19 protein-coding genes are annotated in these 15,756 nt (G+C 70.1%); 4 read left to right on the plus strand and 15 right to left on the minus strand.

The features are described 5' to 3' along the window. Position 1: 1 nt before the first annotated feature. The 4 genes from EV668_RS21050 to EV668_RS21065 form a co-directional block, all read right to left on the minus strand. Positions 2-568 carry a NifU family protein gene (locus EV668_RS21050; protein WP_133773851.1) on the minus strand — a complete coding sequence of 189 codons (567 nt, stop codon included), beginning with the start codon at positions 566-568 and terminating at the stop codon, positions 2-4. Between the two features lie 134 nt (positions 569-702). Then, a complete protein-coding gene (locus EV668_RS21055; RefSeq protein ID WP_133773854.1) occupies positions 703-1,200 on the minus strand; it encodes a universal stress protein in 498 nt (165 codons plus the stop codon). A gap of 89 nt (positions 1,201-1,289) precedes the next feature. Next, positions 1,290-1,919, minus strand: coding sequence for a tetratricopeptide repeat protein (locus EV668_RS21060; protein WP_133773856.1), 630 nt, complete (start codon positions 1,917-1,919; stop codon positions 1,290-1,292). 119 nt (positions 1,920-2,038) lie between these two features. Further along, positions 2,039-2,941 (minus strand): LysR family transcriptional regulator, encoded by a 903-nt coding sequence (locus EV668_RS21065; protein ID WP_133773858.1) that lies wholly within the window; start codon positions 2,939-2,941, stop codon positions 2,039-2,041. 99 nt (positions 2,942-3,040) lie between these two features. Between EV668_RS21065 and EV668_RS21070 the strand changes: the two genes are divergently transcribed. Further along, positions 3,041-3,502, plus strand: a complete 462-nt coding sequence (locus EV668_RS21070; protein ID WP_133773860.1) for a YybH family protein — start codon at positions 3,041-3,043, stop codon at positions 3,500-3,502. 22 nt (positions 3,503-3,524) lie between these two features. On the opposite strand, the gene EV668_RS21075 is transcribed toward EV668_RS21070, so the two are convergent. From EV668_RS21075 to EV668_RS21100, 6 genes are all read right to left on the minus strand, one after another. Further along, positions 3,525-4,496 (minus strand): Bug family tripartite tricarboxylate transporter substrate binding protein, encoded by a 972-nt coding sequence (locus EV668_RS21075; RefSeq protein WP_133773862.1) that lies wholly within the window; start codon positions 4,494-4,496, stop codon positions 3,525-3,527. A gap of 39 nt (positions 4,497-4,535) precedes the next feature. Next, positions 4,536-5,519 carry a Bug family tripartite tricarboxylate transporter substrate binding protein gene (locus EV668_RS21080; RefSeq protein WP_245513339.1) on the minus strand — a complete coding sequence of 328 codons (984 nt, stop codon included), beginning with the start codon at positions 5,517-5,519 and terminating at the stop codon, positions 4,536-4,538. A 123-nt stretch (positions 5,520-5,642) separates the two neighbouring features. Next, on the minus strand, positions 5,643-6,644 hold the full coding sequence (locus tag EV668_RS21085) for an adenosine kinase (RefSeq protein ID WP_133773864.1): 1,002 nt from the start codon (positions 6,642-6,644) through the stop codon (positions 5,643-5,645). Positions 6,645-6,701: 57 nt separating this feature from the next. After that, a complete protein-coding gene (locus EV668_RS21090; RefSeq protein WP_133773866.1) occupies positions 6,702-7,235 on the minus strand; it encodes a Smr/MutS family protein in 534 nt (177 codons plus the stop codon). Next, the gene (gene mltA, locus EV668_RS21095; protein ID WP_133773868.1) at positions 7,235-8,359 is read right to left on the minus strand and encodes a murein transglycosylase A; all 1,125 of its coding nucleotides are present in this window, start codon (positions 8,357-8,359) and stop codon (positions 7,235-7,237) included. The genes EV668_RS21090 and mltA overlap by 1 nt, the downstream gene beginning before the upstream one ends. Positions 8,360-8,449: 90 nt before the next feature. Then, the gene (locus EV668_RS21100) at positions 8,450-9,181 is read right to left on the minus strand and encodes a Tim44/TimA family putative adaptor protein (RefSeq protein WP_133773870.1); all 732 of its coding nucleotides are present in this window, start codon (positions 9,179-9,181) and stop codon (positions 8,450-8,452) included. Between the two features lie 252 nt (positions 9,182-9,433). Between EV668_RS21100 and secB the strand changes: the two genes are divergently transcribed. Next, complete coding sequence (gene secB, locus EV668_RS21105) at positions 9,434-9,946, plus strand: protein-export chaperone SecB (RefSeq protein WP_133773872.1); 513 nt, start codon at positions 9,434-9,436, stop codon at positions 9,944-9,946. A 245-nt stretch (positions 9,947-10,191) separates the two neighbouring features. Here the strand turns inward: secB and dnaQ are convergent, their stop codons facing one another. Genes dnaQ through EV668_RS21130 form a run of 5 tightly spaced genes read right to left on the minus strand, consistent with a single transcriptional unit; the run spans position 10,192 to position 13,854 of the window. Further along, complete coding sequence (gene dnaQ / locus EV668_RS21110; RefSeq protein WP_133773874.1) at positions 10,192-10,902, minus strand: DNA polymerase III subunit epsilon; 711 nt, start codon at positions 10,900-10,902, stop codon at positions 10,192-10,194. An 8-nt stretch (positions 10,903-10,910) separates the two neighbouring features. Continuing rightward, positions 10,911-11,537, minus strand: a complete 627-nt coding sequence (gene coaE / locus EV668_RS21115; protein WP_133773876.1) for a dephospho-CoA kinase — start codon at positions 11,535-11,537, stop codon at positions 10,911-10,913. Further along, the gene (locus EV668_RS21120) at positions 11,534-12,400 is read right to left on the minus strand and encodes a shikimate dehydrogenase (RefSeq protein ID WP_133773878.1); all 867 of its coding nucleotides are present in this window, start codon (positions 12,398-12,400) and stop codon (positions 11,534-11,536) included. Before EV668_RS21120 ends, coaE begins: the two co-directional genes overlap by 4 nt. Beyond that, complete coding sequence (locus tag EV668_RS21125; protein ID WP_133773881.1) at positions 12,397-13,011, minus strand: Maf family protein; 615 nt, start codon at positions 13,009-13,011, stop codon at positions 12,397-12,399. The genes EV668_RS21120 and EV668_RS21125 overlap by 4 nt, the downstream gene beginning before the upstream one ends. Positions 13,012-13,023: 12 nt before the next feature. Then, entirely contained in the window at positions 13,024-13,854 is an 831-nt protein-coding gene (locus EV668_RS21130) for a pyruvate, water dikinase regulatory protein (RefSeq protein ID WP_133773883.1), read from the minus strand. A gap of 378 nt (positions 13,855-14,232) precedes the next feature. On the opposite strand from EV668_RS21130, the gene hemE reads away from it, so the two are divergent. Next, a complete protein-coding gene (hemE, locus tag EV668_RS21135) occupies positions 14,233-15,279 on the plus strand; it encodes a uroporphyrinogen decarboxylase (RefSeq protein ID WP_133773885.1) in 1,047 nt (348 codons plus the stop codon). A gap of 32 nt (positions 15,280-15,311) precedes the next feature. Then, positions 15,312-15,737: a protoporphyrinogen oxidase HemJ gene (hemJ, locus tag EV668_RS21140; RefSeq protein ID WP_133773887.1), complete on the plus strand. Its 426-nt coding sequence runs from the start codon at positions 15,312-15,314 to the stop codon at positions 15,735-15,737. The last annotated feature ends 19 nt before the right edge of the window (positions 15,738-15,756 follow it).

Genomic DNA, 15,756 nt, shown 5'->3' on the forward strand with positions numbered 1-15,756 from the left:
CTCAGACGGCCTCGACCTGTTCCACTTCGGGCACGAAATGGCGCAGGAGGTTCTGGATGCCGTGCTTCAGCGTGGCGGTCGAGGAGGGGCAGCCAGAGCAGGAGCCGCGCATCGTGAGATAGACGGTGCCGTCCTTGAAGCCCTTGAACGTGATGTCGCCGCCGTCGCCGGCGACGGCCGGGCGGACGCGCGTCTCGAGCAGGTCCTTGATCGTCGTCACGAGATCGGCATCGGCCGGATCGAAGAACTCCTCGTCGTCCTCGCCGAGGGCCGCCGCCGCGGAGGATTCCGCGAGGACCGGGGCGCCGGAGACGAAATGCTGCATGATCTCGCCGAGGATGGCGGGCTTCAGATGGGCCCAGTCGCCGTCCTTCTTGGTCACGGTGATGAAGTCGTAGCCGAGGAAGACCCCGGCGACCTCGGGCAGCGCGAAGAGGCGCTCGGCAAGGGGCGAGCCGGCGGCCGCTTCCGGTTTCGGCGCGTCGAAGGTGCCGGCCGGCAGGACGACGCGGCCGGGCAGGAACTTCAGGGTCGCCGGGTTCGGCGTGACTTCGGTCTGAATGAACATCGGATAATCCTCCGATCCCGACGGGCCGCAGGGGAGCGGCACCGGGCGTTGGCGATCCCGTAGCACGGGTTTCGTCGGATGTGATGCCGATCCGCTGCATTTCCAACCGGCGCCGGGCGCCGGAGCGCGCCCGCTCAGCCGGCGAGCGCGTCGATCTCCTCGTCGGAGAGGTCCCCCGGCACGATCACGATGGGGATCGAGAAGCTCTGCGGCGCGGAGGCGACGGAGCTCACGAGCGGCCCGGGGCCCGCGCTGTCCGTCGAGGCGGCGAGGACGAGGAAGGAGATGTCCTGGTCTTCCTCGATGAGCTCCCGGATGCATTCCGCCTTGCCGCCCTCCTTGACGACCTGCTCGGGCGCGACGGAGGCCGCCTCCTTGGCATGGTCGGTCGCGGCCGCGAGAAGGCGTGTGACCTCTTCCTCGGCCTCTTCGCGCAGCGCATCGCCGACGCCGAGGAATTCGAACGTGTCGGGGATCGTCGCGATGCCGAGCATGATCAGGCTCGCCCCCGTGCGGGCGGCGCGCCGGGCCGCGAAGTGGACGGCGCGGCTCGATTCGGCCGTCCCGTCCACCACCACCAGGAATTTGGGGCGATGCCCCGCCTCGAAAGACCGTCTCTTGGCGCCCGACATGGCCTACCCCTCCGCCGCGCGCGGAATGTGCAGAAGCCGGCCGGCAGGAGCAAGCGGCCGTCCTGTCGGCCTCCGATGCTGCGACGCGCCTACAGGTCCCGCCCGTCGACCTCCGGCGCGAGGCGCTTTTCCGCCTTCTCGGCATCGTCGAGGAACGGGTGGATCTTGAGCGCCCTGCGATAGGCGGCGAGGGCCCGCGCCTTGTCGCCCGATGCCGTTTCGAGACGACCGAGCAGGGTCCAGGCGACGAAATGGCGAGGCTCGCGCGTCAGCGCCTCTTCGAGATCCATCATGGCGCGGCTGGGATCGTCGAGCTGCCAGAAGGCGACGGCGCGGCGGGTCCAGGCCTCGGCCCAGCCCGGCCGGAGCACCGTCACCCGGTCGAGCAGTTCCACCGCGAGCGCGCCGTCCTTCGACGTCAGCGCCACCATGGCGCGCGACAGAAGGAGATCGGCGGTGTCGCTGCCGGAGCGGGCGAGACGGCGCTCGATGAGGCTCGCGATCCCCTTCGCCTCGTCGGCGTCCTTGGCTGCGGCGAGGCGACCGTAGAGCTCGTCGAGCGTGGAGGCCGCGTTCGATGCCGGCTTGGTCGCTGCCTCCGGCTTCGCGGGCGCGCTGGGAGGCGGGGGGACCTTGCCCGGATCAGGCCGCCCCTGGGCGAAAGCCGGCTGCGGCGCGCCGAACAGGCAGGCCGAGATCAGGAGCGCAGACAGAGGCATGGGACCATGTCGCATGGCGGGATCATCCGGGCGCCCGGCCGCCTCTGTCAAGGCGCGACACCGTCGCGGCACGGCCGGGCTGGACCTCGCGCACCGGAGGACTTCAACGCAAATTGAAGTCAGGCGGTCCAGCCCGGCCAGGAGGCGAGACCCCTCGCGAGATGATCGATGAAGGCGCGCGTCCTCGCCGGAAGCTGCGGCGTCGGCGACCAGACCGCATGGACGGGCGCGGGCTCCGGCTCGTAGTCGTTCAACACCAGCTCGACCCTTCCGCCCTCGACCAGCGCGCCAATCTGCCATAGCGGCGCCACGCCGATCCCCGCGCCCAGCACGACGGCCTCGTTGCAGGCCGCCGCGCTCGTCGACGAGAAGGAGCCGGAAACGTCCACGATCCTGCTGCGGCCACTTTCGCGGAACGTCCAGTGGGTCGGGTTCGCGACGCCCGTCCGAATGACGCAACGATGCCGAGTCAGGTCGTCCGGCGTCCGGGGTCGCCCCCGATGTTCGAGATAGCCCGGCGATGCGAAGATCACTCGACGCAAGGCACCGAGCCGGCGGGCCCTGAGCCCGCTGTCCGAGAGGACACCGATCCGGACGGCGAGATCGAGGTCGGACGCGACGAGGTCCTCGAACGCGTCCGCGAGGACGAGTTCTATTCCGACGCGGGGATGCTGCTGCTGGAACCCGACGGCGACCGGCACCAGATGCGCCGGTGCGAAGATCGTCGACGCCGCGACGCGAATAAGACCCGTCAGCTCGGCGCCGGACCGGACGAGGTCATCGCGCGCATCGGCGATCTGAGCCATCGCGCCCCGCAACCGGGCGCCGAAAGCGAGCCCGGCCGGCGTCGGATGAAGACGGCGCGTCGTGCGCCGGACGAGACCGACGCCGAGTTCCGCCTCGAGCGAGGCCAATGATCGGCTGACCGACTGCAACGAGCGGTCGAGGCGCCGCGCCGCCGCTGTCAGGCTGCCGGCATCGAGGATCGCGAGAAAGATCTCATAATCGGAGAGCCGTGCCATTTTATTCTCTCGATGATCGGGAGAATGTATCAAACGCAGGCCTGATTATCATCAGACCCTCCCAGCGCCATCCTCACGGGCACAACGGAGGAAAGACCGATGGTTCAACCGATCTCTGAGGCGATCACCGGCGCGGAGCCGAACGACGATCCCGGGACCCCTGAAGGCGCGCTGACGGAATTCTATCGCGCCTTCAACGAGCGTGACGCGGAACTGATGGCGCGGAACTGGATCGACGGCGACGAGGCGGCAATGGACAACCCCCTCGGCGGCATCAAGCGTGGATGGAACGAGATTCGTCAGGTCTATGAGCGCATCTTCGGCGGCCGGGCGCGCGTCCGGGTCGCGTTCCACGACTATACGCTGCACCTAGCCGGCGAGAGCTTCCTCGCCGTCGGCCGCGAGCGGGGCACCTTCAAGACGGACGACACCGAACTCTGCCTCGCGATCCGGACGAGCCGCTGGTTCCGCCTGGTCGATGGCCGCTGGCGGCAGATCCACCATCACGGCTCCATCGAGGATCCCGAACTACTGGCGCGCTACCAGGCCGCCGTGCGTTGAGGCGCGGGCGGCGAGCCGCTTCTCAGACCGGCTCGAGGCCGATCTGCCGGATGAGATCCTGATACTTCGCCCGCTCCGCCTTGCCGAAGGCGGCGAAATCGGCGGGCGACATGGGGCGCGCCACCGCCCCGATATCGAACAGCCTCTTCTTCACGCTCTCGCTCGAGAAGACCTGCCTGACGTCGGCCGCGAGCCTGTCGACGATCTCCTTCGGCGTCCCCGCCGGCGCGTAGAGGCCGTGCCAGGAGCCGATGTCGAAGCCGGGGAAGGTCTCGGCCATTGCGGGGACGTCCGGTGCGGTCGGGCTGCGGTCCTTCGTCGTCACCGCAAGCGCCGTCACCTTGCCGCCCTGCGCCTGCGGCCAGGCGAGCGTGATGTTGTCGAAGGCGAGGTCGACATGGCCGCCCGCCAGCGCGTTCATGATGTCGCCCGAGGAGCGGTAGGGCACATGGACCAGCCGCACGCCGGTGAGCTTGGCGAGGAGCTCGGCCGTCAGGTGGTTGGAGGAGCCGGCGCCGGACGAGCCGAAGCTGAGCTTGCCGTCATTCGCCTTCGCATGCGCGACGAAGTCCGCGAGGGTCTTCACCGGCATCTTCGGCGTCACCACCAGCATGTTCGGCAGCGTCGCGAAGAGGCTGATCGGCGCGAAGTCCTTCTCGGCGTCGTAGGCGAGCTTCTTGAAGACATAGGGCGCCGTCGCCTGGGTCGCGACGGTGCCGACGAAGAGCGTGTAGCCGTCTGGCGGGGCCTTGGCCGCGAAGGCGGCGCCGACCGTGCCGCCGGCTCCCGCTCGGTTCTCGACGATGAAGGGGTTGCCGGTCTTCTCCTGCAGAGCCTGGCCGAAGATGCGCCCGAAGAGATCGGTCGTCCCGCCGGCCGTGTAGGGCACGATGATCGTCACGGGGCGGGCGGGCCAGCCCTGGGCGGAAGCGGGCCGCCCCAACGCGATGCTCGCCGCACCGCCGGCCAGAAGACTTCGTCGGTCAAGTCTCATGCCGTCCTCCCAGGACCATTCGCCCCTCGACCGGAGGCGCTATTGCGGAGTGAGCCCCGCTTCCGAGACGATCTTCCCGTATTTCTCGCGCTCCGAGCGGCCGAGCGCGGTGAATTCCTCGGGCGTGTTGGGCGAGGCGATGGCGCCGAGCTCGAAGAGCTTCTTCTTCACGTCCTCGGCCGAGAAGATCTCCTTCGCATCGGCGGCGAGCTTGTCGACGATCGGCTTCGGCGTCCCCGCCGGCGCGAAGAGCCCGTGCCAGGAGCCGAGATCGTAGCCGGGATAGGTCTCGGCGATGGCCGGCACCTCGGGCGCGGTCGGGCTGCGGTCCTTCGTCGTGACCGCCATCGCCTTGGCCGTGCCGCCCTTGGCCTGCGGCCAGGCGAAGGTGATGTTGTCGAAGGCCATGTCGACATGGCCGCCGGCGATCGCGTTCATGATCTCGTTCGAGGAGCGATACGGCACATGGGTCATCTTCGCGCCGATGAGCTTCGCCATGACCTCGGCCGGGAGGTGGTTGGCGGAGCCGACGCCGGAGGAGCCGTAGCTCAGCTTGCCGTCATTGGCCTTCACGTAGGCCACGAACTCCTTGAAGTCCTTCACCGGCATCTTGGGCGAGACGACAAGCATGCCCGGCACGATGGCGAAGCGGCTGACGGGCTGGAAGTCCTTGTCCGCGTCGTAGCCCGCGCGCTTGTAGACGAAGGGCGCGATGGCGTGGGTCGAGGCCGTGCCGACGAAGAGCGTGTAGCCGTCATTGGCCGCCTTCGCGGCGGCCGCCGCGCCGATGGTGCCGCCCGCTCCGCCCCGGTTCTCGACCACGAAGGGCTGGTTGTACTTCGCCTGCATGGCATTGGCGAAGATGCGCGCGAAGAGATCGGTGGTGCCGCCCGCGGTGAAGGGGACGACGATGGTGACCTGACGGGCCGGCCATTCCTGGGCGGCGGCAGGCTTCGCCCAGCCGCCGATAGCCGCCATGAACCCGGCCGCACACAGCGCAGCCGACAACGCACGTCTCACCATCCCTGTCCTCCCGAGGCGCCTTCATGCGGGCGTCCTGGGCGGTATTGTCGCGGCTCGGGCGACCGATGGCAATCGGGATTGAGACCGTTTCTAACCTGATCCGGCTGGATCAGGGTCGATCGCTCAGCCGAGCAGGCCCTCGCGCCGCGCGAGCTCGGCGATGTCCTGCTGCGGGCGCGCACCGATATGGGAGATCACCTCGGCCGCCGCGAGGCCGCCGAGCCGGGCGGCGCCTCGTCCGTCGAGTCCCTTCGCGAGCCCCGCGAGGAAGCCGGCCGCGAAGAGGTCGCCCGCGCCGGTCGTGTCGACGACGCGCTCGACGGGGAAGGCCGGGACCGCCTCGGTGCTCTCGCGCGTGACGACCAGCGCGCCCTCGGCCGAGCGGGTCACGACCCCGAGCGCCTTCTCCTCGCGGAAGGCGGCAAGCGCGGCTTCGAGGTCCGCCGTCTGGTAGAGGCTCAGGAGTTCGTGCGAATTGGCGAAGAGGATGTCGAGGCTGCCATCCTTGAGGAGGCCGCGGAACTCGTCCCGATAGCGGTCGACGCAGAAGGGGTCGGAGAGCGTCAGCGCCGTGCGGTTGCCGGCCGCATGCGCGACGCGGATCGCCTCGCGGATCGCCGCCTTCGCGTCGGGCGCGTCCCAGAGATAGCCCTCGATATAGACGATCGAGGCCGAGGCCACGGTCTGCGCATCGATATCGGCCGGGCCGAGGCCGGTGCAGGCGCCGAGATAGGTGTTCATCGTGCGCTCGCCGTCGGGCGTGACGAGCACGAAGCAGCGCGCCGTCGCCGGCCCTTCGCTCGCGGGCTTCGTTCCGAACTCGATGCCGACCGCCTTCATGTCGTGCGTGAAGAGGCCGCCGAGTTCGTCGTCGCGGACCTTGCCGATATAGCCCGTCTTCGCGCCCAGCATCACGGCGCCGACGGCCGTGTTCGCGGCCGAGCCGCCCGAGACGATCGTGGCCGGGCCCGTGAGGCCGTAGAGCGCTTCCGCGCGGGCCTCGTCGATGAGCGCCATCGTCCCCTTCGCCAGCGCCTGCTCGACGAGGAAGCGATCGTCGGTCTGCGAGAGGATGTCCACGATGGCGTTGCCGATCGCGAGGATGTCGAGGCCGGTATCGGTCATGGGATCGCTTCTGCGGGGAGGGAGGTGGCGCCGTGTGGCATCGCGGCGCCGAGAGGGTCAAGTGCGGAGCCGTCGCAGCCGCACGTAGAGGGCGCCCGCTCCGCCCTGGCGGGTGCCGGCCTCCTGGAAGCCGAGAACGAGGCCGCGCAGATCCGGCGCCCCGAGCCAGAGAGGAACCATCCGGCGCAGCACGCCGCGCCCCTCCTGCCCGTCGCGTCCGCGCCCGGTGACGACGAGAACGAGGCCATGCCCGGCCGCCTGGCCGCGCCGCAGGAAGCCGAGCAGGCGCTGATGCGCCTCGGCCTGCGTCAGGCCGTGGAGATCGAGCGTCCCCTCCGCTCTCGTCTGGCCCCGCGCCAGCGCCCGCACCATGCGCCGCTCGAGGGGAGCGAGCGGCGGAGCGGCCTTCGGCGGCGGCGGCACGGCCGCGATGGGGACGACTTTCCGCGAGGGCACCTCCGTCGCGGCAGGCGGCTCCGCCGCGGGCTTCGCCGGAGCCGGGCGGGCGCGGCCCGGCAAGGGCAGGACCGAGCGCGCGACATCGGCCCAGAGCCGATTCTCCTCGTCCGACAGGGATCGCCGCCGGCGCATCACCGGCCTCCGCCTCGCGGCTTCGCGGGTTCGACGGGGCGCAGAACGATCCAGCGGACGGGATGCCGCACGATGCTCGCCTCGCGACCGGCCTGATCGCCCGAGCCGAAGAACAGATCGCCGCGTGCCCGGCCGACGATGGCGGTGCCGGTATCCTGGGCGACGACGAGCCGTCGCAGCCGCCGGGTGCCGCCATCCGGATGCGGCAGATCCGCCTCCAGCCAGACCGGCGTGCCGTAGGGCCAGACCTTGCGGTCGACGGCGAGGCTCCTTCCGGCCGTGAGCGGAAGGCCGGAGCCGCCGATCGGCCCCAGCGACGGATCGGTCTGGAGCCACCGGAAGAAGATGAAGGAGCGGTTGGCCCGCATGATCGCGGGCGCCTTGGCCGGATGGGCCTTGAGCCAGGCCCAGAGCCTGTCGGCCGTCACCTGAGCGGGCGGGATGCCCTCCCGCTCGGCCAGGACCCGGCCGATGGCCGTGTAGGGATAGCCGTTCTTCCCGTCATAGCCGACACGCAGCACCCGCCCATCCGCGAGGCGGACCCGCGCCGATCCCTGGACGTGGATCATGAAGGCGTCGACCGGATCGAGATAGACGATCGGCCGCGCTTCGCCGTCGAGCGCCCCCGCCTCGATGGCGGCGCGATCCGGCATCGGGGCGTAGCCCTTGGCGGTGCGGCGGGCGGCGACGAGGCCCGCCGGGTCCGCCGGCCAGCCGGACGGGGTGCCGGCCCCCTTCATGACGAGCGAGGGCGGCCGGGACCGGAGCGGCATCGTATGGACGGCGTCGGGAACGAGGGAGCCCGGCACCTCCGGCTCGAAATAACCGGTCAGGAAGCCGTCGGCCGCGATCTCGACGGGCCGGAACCATGTCTCGAAGAAGCGCCGCGGCGCCTCGCCCCCGGACAGGGCAGCCTGCTGGGCCGCCCGGCAGCGGGCGCTCGCAGCGACGCAGCTTCGCCGGAACGCGGAGAGGGCGGCGGCGACATCGTCGTCACGCCAGCCCGGCAGATCGGAGAACGAGAGGGGCGGGCGTGACGGGGGCCTGTCGGCCCGCGCGGATGCCGGGCTTCCAGCCAGAAGCGCCGCCGCCATGATCCCGGCGGCTGCGATGAGGCGCGCCATGCCCCGGCCCGCTGGCTTCGCCGTCGACCCTCCCCCGCCAGGGGAGGGTGGCCGGGCCGCCATCGATTCGCGAAGCCCCTGCCGCGGCCGTTACTGACCGGCTTCGGTCGCGACCAGCAGCCAGTTCGGATCGCGTGCGCCGAGCGTGCGGGCAAAGGTCCAGACATCCGTGACGTCCACGACCGCCTCGGGGCTGCCGTCGATCACCTGTCCGCTCGCGTCACGCGTCGCGGTGATGAGCTTCGAGACGAAGCGGAGCGTGACCTGGGCGACGCGGTTGCGCACGTCGACCCCGATCATCTCGGCCTTGTCGAGCGACACGAAGGTCGTCTCGGACTTCTCGCCGCGCGATTCGCGATCCTTGATGGCACGCTCGAAGCCATCGAAGACGTCCTTCGACAGGAGGCCCTTGAGGGTCTTCGTGTCGCCCTGCGCGAAGGCCGTCACGATCATCTCGTAGGCCGATTTGGCGCCCTCGACGAAGCCGCGCGCATCGAAGCCGGCTTCGATCTTGGCGATCTCGTCGAGACCGCGCGCCACCGGCGAATCCGCCTCGGCGACGCCGGCCCAGCGATCCGGGGCGGGAGCGGCCGGCGCGGCGGGGCGATCGCCCGCCCCCGTCGGGAGGCGAACGACATTGTCGCCCTGCGCGGATTGAGGAGCGGGGCCCGCCGGGGGCCGCGCCTGCTCACGCCGCTGGAAGGTGTCGACCGGCGGCTGCTCGTGCCCGGTCTTCTGGCCGAGAACCGACCGCAGCCGCCAGATGACGAATACGGCCAGGGCCAGGAAAACGACGGTGGTCACGTCGAACTCTGCGAACATCGAGCGTCCTTGCCCTCGAATCCGTTGGCTGGATAGCCGCCACGATCGAGCGGCTCCTGTGACGATATGGGAACTCAGACGCCTAACATCCACGGGTCGGCACGACAAGCAAGGCACGACGACGCGCCTCCCCCCTCCTTTGCTTGTGAGCCTCGGGAAAGCATGATAGCGCGACCCCGCCGGCCGGGGGTCGCACGAGGCGACAGCCCGCACATGACGCGGGACCGGCCTTCCCCATTAGGAGCGGACACCATGGCCGAGAACCCGGCAGCCAACGGCGCACAGCCGAACCCCGAGGCGCCCGGCAACGACGCGCAGCTCAACGCGCTCGCGCAATATGCCAAGGACATCTCCTTCGAGAACCCGAATGCGCCGCGGTCCCTGCAGCCGCAGACCGAGCCCCCGCAGATCGGCATCCAGGTCAACGTCAACGCCAAGCAGCTCTCCGAGACCGATTTCGAGGTCGATCTCACCCTCGAGGGCAGCGCGAAGATCGGCAACGACACGCTCTTCGCCTTCGACCTGACCTATTCGGGCGTCTTCCGCGCCGTGAACATCGCTCCCGAGACGCTGCACTTCGTGATCATGGTCGAGTGCCCGCGCCTGCTGTTCCCCTTCGCGCGGCAGATCGTGGCCGATCTCGTCCGGAACGGCGGCTTCCCGCCGCTCTATATCGACCCGATCGACTTCATCGCGCTCTATCGCCAGAAGGCGGCCGAGAACGCGGGCCAGGGCCTCGCTCCGGCCGCGCCGCTCGCGAACTGAGGGCTCCCTCTCTAGCGGGCACCTCCGTGCCCCTCTGTAGGGGCTACCGGATTCACCTTTCTCCGTAGGAGTACCGCGTACTCCTTCCCTCCCCCTTGTGGGGAGGGCGGACTCGGCCATAGGCCGAGCCGGGTGGAGGTGGCGCCGGTTCGCAGGACGGTGTCTTCTTCCGCACCACCCCCACCCCGGTTCGAAGCTGCGCTTCGACTCGGCCCTCCCCACAAGGGGGAGGGAAGTTGCGGGCCTCAGGGCGCCTCGCCCGATCCCAGATAGCGGCGCCAGATGGCCTTCTCGCCGAGCGTCGCGACGAAGGCCGCGTGGGCCTCGCGCTCGGCATCCGACAGATGCGACCGCACGATCCGCTCCGCCCTGACGACGGGCGCGGCCGCACCCGTGCCGATCGCACGGGCGAGGCTCGGCCGGATGGTGAGGCCGAGCATCGTCTGCTTGCCGCCGATCAGCTCGATATAGACCTCGGCCAGCAGCTCCGAATCGAGCAGCGCGCCGTGCTTGACGCGGCGCGAGGTGTCGATGCCGTAGCGGCTGCAGAGAGCGTCGAGGCTGTTCGAGGCACCCGGATGCTTGCGCCGCGCCAGCGCCAGCGTGTCGATGATCCGTCCCGGCTGAATGGCGGCGTGTCCCGTCCGCGCGAATTCGGCATTGACGAAGCCGAGATCGAACATCGCGTTATGTGCGACGAGCTTCGCGTCGCCGAAGAAGTCGGCCAGCTCGTCCGCCACCGCCGCGAAGACCTTCTTGTCGGCCAGGAACTCGTCCGAGAGCCCGTGCACGTCGAAGGCTTCCTTCGGCATGGAGCGTTCGGGATTGACGTAGACGTGGAAGCTGCGCCCGGTCGGGATGTGGTTGAGGAGCTCGATCCCGCCGATCTCGACAATCCGGTCGCCCGAGGCCGGATTCACTCCCGTCGTCTCGGTGTCGAAGACGATCTCACGCATCTCGGAACTCAGTCGGAAGGACGGGCAGATCCCGCGAGGCGCCGCCCCGGACGGCCCGCGAGAGCCCGCAGGATAGCCCCGACCTCCTCCTCCGCGCGAGGGAAGCCCGAGCCGCTATCCACGAGGAAATGCGCGCGGGCCCGCTTCTGGCGGTCGGGCATCTGCCGGGCGAGGATCGCCTCGAAGCGCTCCTCGGTCATGCCCGGCCGCGCGAGGACGCGGTCGCGCTGGATGGCGGGCGGCGCGGTCACGACGGCGACGGCGTCGGTACGGCCGGTCCCACCGGATTCGAAGAGGAGGGGGATGTCGAGGACGACGATCGGCCTGCGCGTCCCGCGCGCGGCGTCGAGGAAGGCCTCCTCCTCCGCGCGGACGAGCGGATGGACGATGGCCTCGAGGCGTCGGAAGGCCTCGGCGTCGCCCATCACGGCCGCACCGAGCGCCACGCGGTCGACGGCACCGTCGCGAACCGTGCCCGGAAAGGCGGCTTCGATCAGATCCGCCGCCGGGCCGCGATAGAGCGCGTGCACGGTCGCATCCGCATCCCAGACCGGCACGCCGCGGTGCCGGAACATGGCCGCGGTCGCGCTCTTGCCCATCCCGATCGAGCCGGTGAGGCCGAGGACGAAGGTCACGCCCCGGCTCCGATATCGGCCTCGATCGCGGCGCGCAGGGCCGGCGTGACCGCCGGGCGATGCCCGAACCAGGCCTCGAAGCCCGGCACGGCCTGATGCAGCAGCATGCCGAGGCCGCCGACGCGCCGCAGCCCCCGCGCACGGGCGGCGGCGAGAAGCGGCGTCTCGGCGGGGACATAGACGATATCGGCGACGATCGCCCTCTCCGGCAGATCCGCGAGGTCGAGATCGAGGGCCGGCTGGCCCTTCATGCCGAGCGTCGTCGTGTTCACGAGGAGCCCCGCCTCCCGCATCGGGGCGGCGAGATCAGCCGAGGCGACGACCTCGATGCGCTCCGGGGCGAAGCGGCGGAGACCCTCGGCCTTGGCGGGGGTCCGGTTCGCGACGACGATCCGGCGCAGGCCCCGGTCGAGCAGCGCGCCGACGATGGCGCGGGCGGCTCCCCCCGCGCCGAGGACGATCGCGGTTCCGGCCTCGTTCTCCCAGCCCGATCCCACCGCCTCGTCGACGCTGGCGACGAAGCCGGCACCGTCCGTGTTGTGCCCCCGGAGCCGGCCCTCCGGGAGGGCGACGAGCGTATTCACGGCGCCGAGCCGCCGGGCCTCGTCCGAGAGCTCGTGGCCGCCTGTCGAGAGCAGAGCGAAGACGGCCTCCTTGTGCGGCACCGTCACGTTCCCGCCCACGAAGCCGCGCGACGCGAAGCCCGCGATGAACTCGGCGAGCATCTCGGGCGCGACGTCGATGCGCTCGTAGCTGCCGGGCAGGCCGAGTTCCGCGAGCCAGTAGCCGTGGATCAGGGGCGAGCGCGAATGGGCGATCGGATGGCCGATGACGAAGGCCTTGGTGGCGGAGGGCTCACTCATAGTTCGAGCACCCCGAGGCTGCGCAGATTGGCGAGGAGCGGAACGAGCGGCAGGCCGAGGATCGTCGTATGCTCACCGTCGATGGCCGAGAAGAGATGGATGCCGAGGCCCTCGATCTCGTAGGCGCCGACGCTGCGCGTCACCGCCGGGCCGGCGAGATCGACGTAACGGGCGATGGCGGCCGCATCGAGCGTGCGCATGGTCAGCCGCGCCTCCTCGCAGAAGGCCGCCTCGACCATGCCGGACCGGGCGATGGCGACGCCGACGAAGAGCTGATGGGTCCGGCCCTGAAGCTCCGCGAGGCGGGCGCGGGCCTCCTCCTCGCTCGTCGCCTTCGAGAGCACCCGTCCCTCGCAGACGAGGATCTGGTCTGCCCCGATCACGAAGCGGTCGGGATTGCGGGCGGAGACCGAGAGGGCCTTGGCCTCCGCGATCTTCAGCGCGACCTCGGGCGGCGGGATCGGGCCGAGGCTCGCCTCGAGCGCCCGCTCGTCCGTGCCGGGCGCCTCGGGCTCGACCGGCAGGCCGCAGGCGGCAAGGAGCCGCCGCCGCGTCCCGCTGGTCGAGGCGAGGAGAATCGGGCGCGCATGCCGCCAGGGTCCGTCGATCACGCCAACCGTCCGCTACGTCACGATGAATTTCAGGGCATGCTCGCGATGCAGGTCGAGGATGGCCGCGGCCGTCTCCTCGATCGAGCGCCGCGTCACGTCGATGACGGGCCAGTTGCGGCGGGCGAAGAGGCGCCGCGACAGGGCGATCTCCTCCGCCACCGCCGCCTTGTCGACATAGGCCGTGTCGTCGTCGGCGTTCAGCGAGAGCAGCCTGTTCTGGCGGATCTGGACGATCCGCTCGGGAGAGGCCACGAGGCCGACGACGAGCGCCTTGCGGATCGAATCCAGCTCCTCGGGCGGCGATTGCCCCGGCACGAGCGGGATATTGGCCGTCTTGAGGCCGCGATTGGCGAGATAGATGGCGGTCGGGGTCTTGGAGGTCCGGCTCACGCCGAGCAGCACGACGTCCGCCTGGTCGAGATCGTCCGGCAATTGCCCGTCATCGTGCATCAGCGTGAAGTTCATCGCGTCGATGCGCTTGAAGTACTCGGCGTTGAGCATGTGCTGGGCGCCGGGCCGGGCCGTCGAGGCCGCGCCGATATAGGATTCGAGCAGCGCATGGACCGGCGCCAGAACCGACAGGTGCGGGCAGCCGAGTTCGCGGCATTTCTCCTCGAGCCGCGTCGCGAGATCGGGCTCGACCAGGGTGTAGAGGACGATGCCGGGCGCGGTGTCGATCTCGTTCAGCACGCGGTCGAGCTGTTTCGACGAGCGCACGAGCGGATAGACATGCTCGATCGCGGACACACCCTCGTATTGGGCCGCGACCGCGCGCGCGACGGCGATCAGCGTCTCGCCCGTCGAATCGGAGACGAGATGGAGGTGGAAGTAGCTGCGCCCCAAAAGACCCGTCCGTGACCCGTCCGCACAGCCCGCCATCGGTGGATGGGGAGTCGACGAGTGTGGATAAAGGAGGGGCGCGGCGCGGTCCAGGCGAGGGGCCCTGTGGGAGACTCGGGACGTCGTCCCCAACCCCGTCCTGTGGGACGAGCCGGGGACTCGAATCGGTGATCGAATCGCGACGGCCCGAGGGCCGCGGCCGTTAACAGGCTCTTAACCTTTACGATTCCTTGCCGGCGCGGCACCGCCGCCAACCCCGTCGGCAGCCGGTCGGAATGTGGACGGGCTGTGGACGGGATTGCGGCATCGTTGGTCACGCTCCAAGAGAAGAAAGAGAGATTCAGGATCTGATTTTAGATTCTTAGGAGGGATGAAGGCTTGGTGGCGGACAACCCGAGGGGAGACGAGGCGAGAACGATCCTGCGGGTGCTCGGCGGCGAGGCCGTCTGGCCGCCGCCGGTCTGGGTGATGCGCCAAGCGGGACGCTATCTGCCCGAATATCTCGCGACCCGCGCCGAGGCCGGCTCCTTCACGAAGCTCTGCTACACGCCGGCGCTCGCGACCGAGGTGACGCTCCAGCCGATCCGCCGCTACGGCTTCGACGGGGCGATCCTGTTCTCCGACATCCTCGTCGTGCCGGATGCGCTCGGCGCCGAGTTCCGGCTCGATGCCGGCGAAGGGCCGCGCCTGCGTCCCGTCACGAACCGCGCGGAACTCGATGCGCTCGCACCCGGCCTGCCGCTCGAGCGCCTCGCACCGGTCCTGGACGCCGTCCGGCGCATCCGTGCGGCGCTGCCCGCCGAGACGACGCTGCTCGGCTTCTGCGGCGCGCCCTGGACGGTCGCGGCCTACATGGTCGCGGGCCGGGGCACGCCCGAGCAGAGGCCGGCGCTCGATGCGGCCGAGCGCGATCCGGGCTTCATGCGGGCGCTGATCGATCTCCTCGTGCGCTCGTCGGTCGACTATCTCTGCGCTCAGATCGAAGCCGGCGCCGATGCCGTGCAGATCTTCGAGAGCCATGGCGGCGCCCTGCCCGACCAGCTCGTCGAGCCGCTCTCCCTCGGGCCGATCGCCGCGATCGTCGCGGGCGTCCGGACCCGCCATCCGGGCGCGCGCATCATCGTCTTCCCCCGCGGGCGGGCCGACCGGCTCGCCGATTACGCGGCGACGGGCGCCTCCTGCATCGGCATCGACCAGCACACGGATCTCGCCCGCGCCGTCGCGGCTCTTCCCCCCGGCGTCGCATCCCAGGGCAATCTCGATCCGGAGGTGCTGCTCGCCGGCGGCGAGGCGCTCGACCGGGCGGTCGACGCGGTGCTGGACGCCGCACGGGGCCGTCCGCATGTCTTCAATCTCGGCCACGGCATCATCAAGGAAACGCCGGTCGAGAACGTCGCCCGCATGATCGCGCGGGTCCGCGCCGCATAGACAGCCAGGCCGCGGACGGGCAAAGCCGGGCCATGCTGTATCTGTGGCTCAAGGCCCTGCATATCGTCGCGGTGATCGCCTGGATGGCGGGCATGCTCTACCTGCCGCGCCTCTTCGTCTATCACGCCGACGTGCCGGCGGGTTCGGCCCGCTCCGAGATGCTCAAGGTCATGGAGCGGCGGCTGCTCAAGGCCATCATCAATCCGGCCATGATCGCGGCCTGGCTTCTCGGTCTCGCGCTCGCCTGGACGACCGGATTCTACGCCGATCCGTGGTTCTGGGCGAAGTTCTCGCTGGTCTTCCTGCTGTCGGGCGTCCACGGCCATCTGGCGAAGACCGTCCGCCTGTTCGCACAGGACCGGAACACGCGGTCCGCGCGCTACTACCGCATCCTCAACGAGGTCCCGACGGTGCTGATGATCGGGATCGTCATCCTCGTGGTGCTGAAGCCGTTCTGACCTGCCCTTCGCGCAAGTT

The sequence above is a fragment of the Enterovirga rhinocerotis genome (assembly GCF_004363955.1).
GTDB classification, from domain to species: domain Bacteria; phylum Pseudomonadota; class Alphaproteobacteria; order Rhizobiales; family Beijerinckiaceae; genus Enterovirga; species Enterovirga rhinocerotis.

Coding starts and splice junctions, on each gene's coding strand:
- EV668_RS21050 (WP_133773851.1), bottom strand. CDS start 568: ATGTTCATTCAGACCGAAGTCACGCCGAACCCGGCGACCCTGAAGTTC.
- EV668_RS21055 (WP_133773854.1), bottom strand. CDS start 1,200: ATGTCGGGCGCCAAGAGACGGTCTTTCGAGGCGGGGCATCGCCCCAAA.
- EV668_RS21060 (WP_133773856.1), bottom strand. CDS start 1,919: ATGCCTCTGTCTGCGCTCCTGATCTCGGCCTGCCTGTTCGGCGCGCCG.
- EV668_RS21065 (WP_133773858.1), bottom strand. CDS start 2,941: ATGGCACGGCTCTCCGATTATGAGATCTTTCTCGCGATCCTCGATGCC.
- EV668_RS21070 (WP_133773860.1), top strand. CDS start 3,041: ATGGTTCAACCGATCTCTGAGGCGATCACCGGCGCGGAGCCGAACGAC.
- EV668_RS21075 (WP_133773862.1), bottom strand. CDS start 4,496: ATGAGACTTGACCGACGAAGTCTTCTGGCCGGCGGTGCGGCGAGCATC.
- EV668_RS21080 (WP_245513339.1), bottom strand. CDS start 5,519: ATGGTGAGACGTGCGTTGTCGGCTGCGCTGTGTGCGGCCGGGTTCATG.
- EV668_RS21085 (WP_133773864.1), bottom strand. CDS start 6,644: ATGACCGATACCGGCCTCGACATCCTCGCGATCGGCAACGCCATCGTG.
- EV668_RS21090 (WP_133773866.1), bottom strand. CDS start 7,235: ATGCGCCGGCGGCGATCCCTGTCGGACGAGGAGAATCGGCTCTGGGCC.
- mltA (WP_133773868.1), bottom strand. CDS start 8,359: ATGGCGCGCCTCATCGCAGCCGCCGGGATCATGGCGGCGGCGCTTCTG.
- EV668_RS21100 (WP_133773870.1), bottom strand. CDS start 9,181: ATGTTCGCAGAGTTCGACGTGACCACCGTCGTTTTCCTGGCCCTGGCC.
- secB (WP_133773872.1), top strand. CDS start 9,434: ATGGCCGAGAACCCGGCAGCCAACGGCGCACAGCCGAACCCCGAGGCG.
- dnaQ (WP_133773874.1), bottom strand. CDS start 10,902: ATGCGTGAGATCGTCTTCGACACCGAGACGACGGGAGTGAATCCGGCC.
- EV668_RS21120 (WP_133773878.1), bottom strand. CDS start 12,400: ATGAGTGAGCCCTCCGCCACCAAGGCCTTCGTCATCGGCCATCCGATC.
- hemJ (WP_133773887.1), top strand. CDS start 15,312: ATGCTGTATCTGTGGCTCAAGGCCCTGCATATCGTCGCGGTGATCGCC.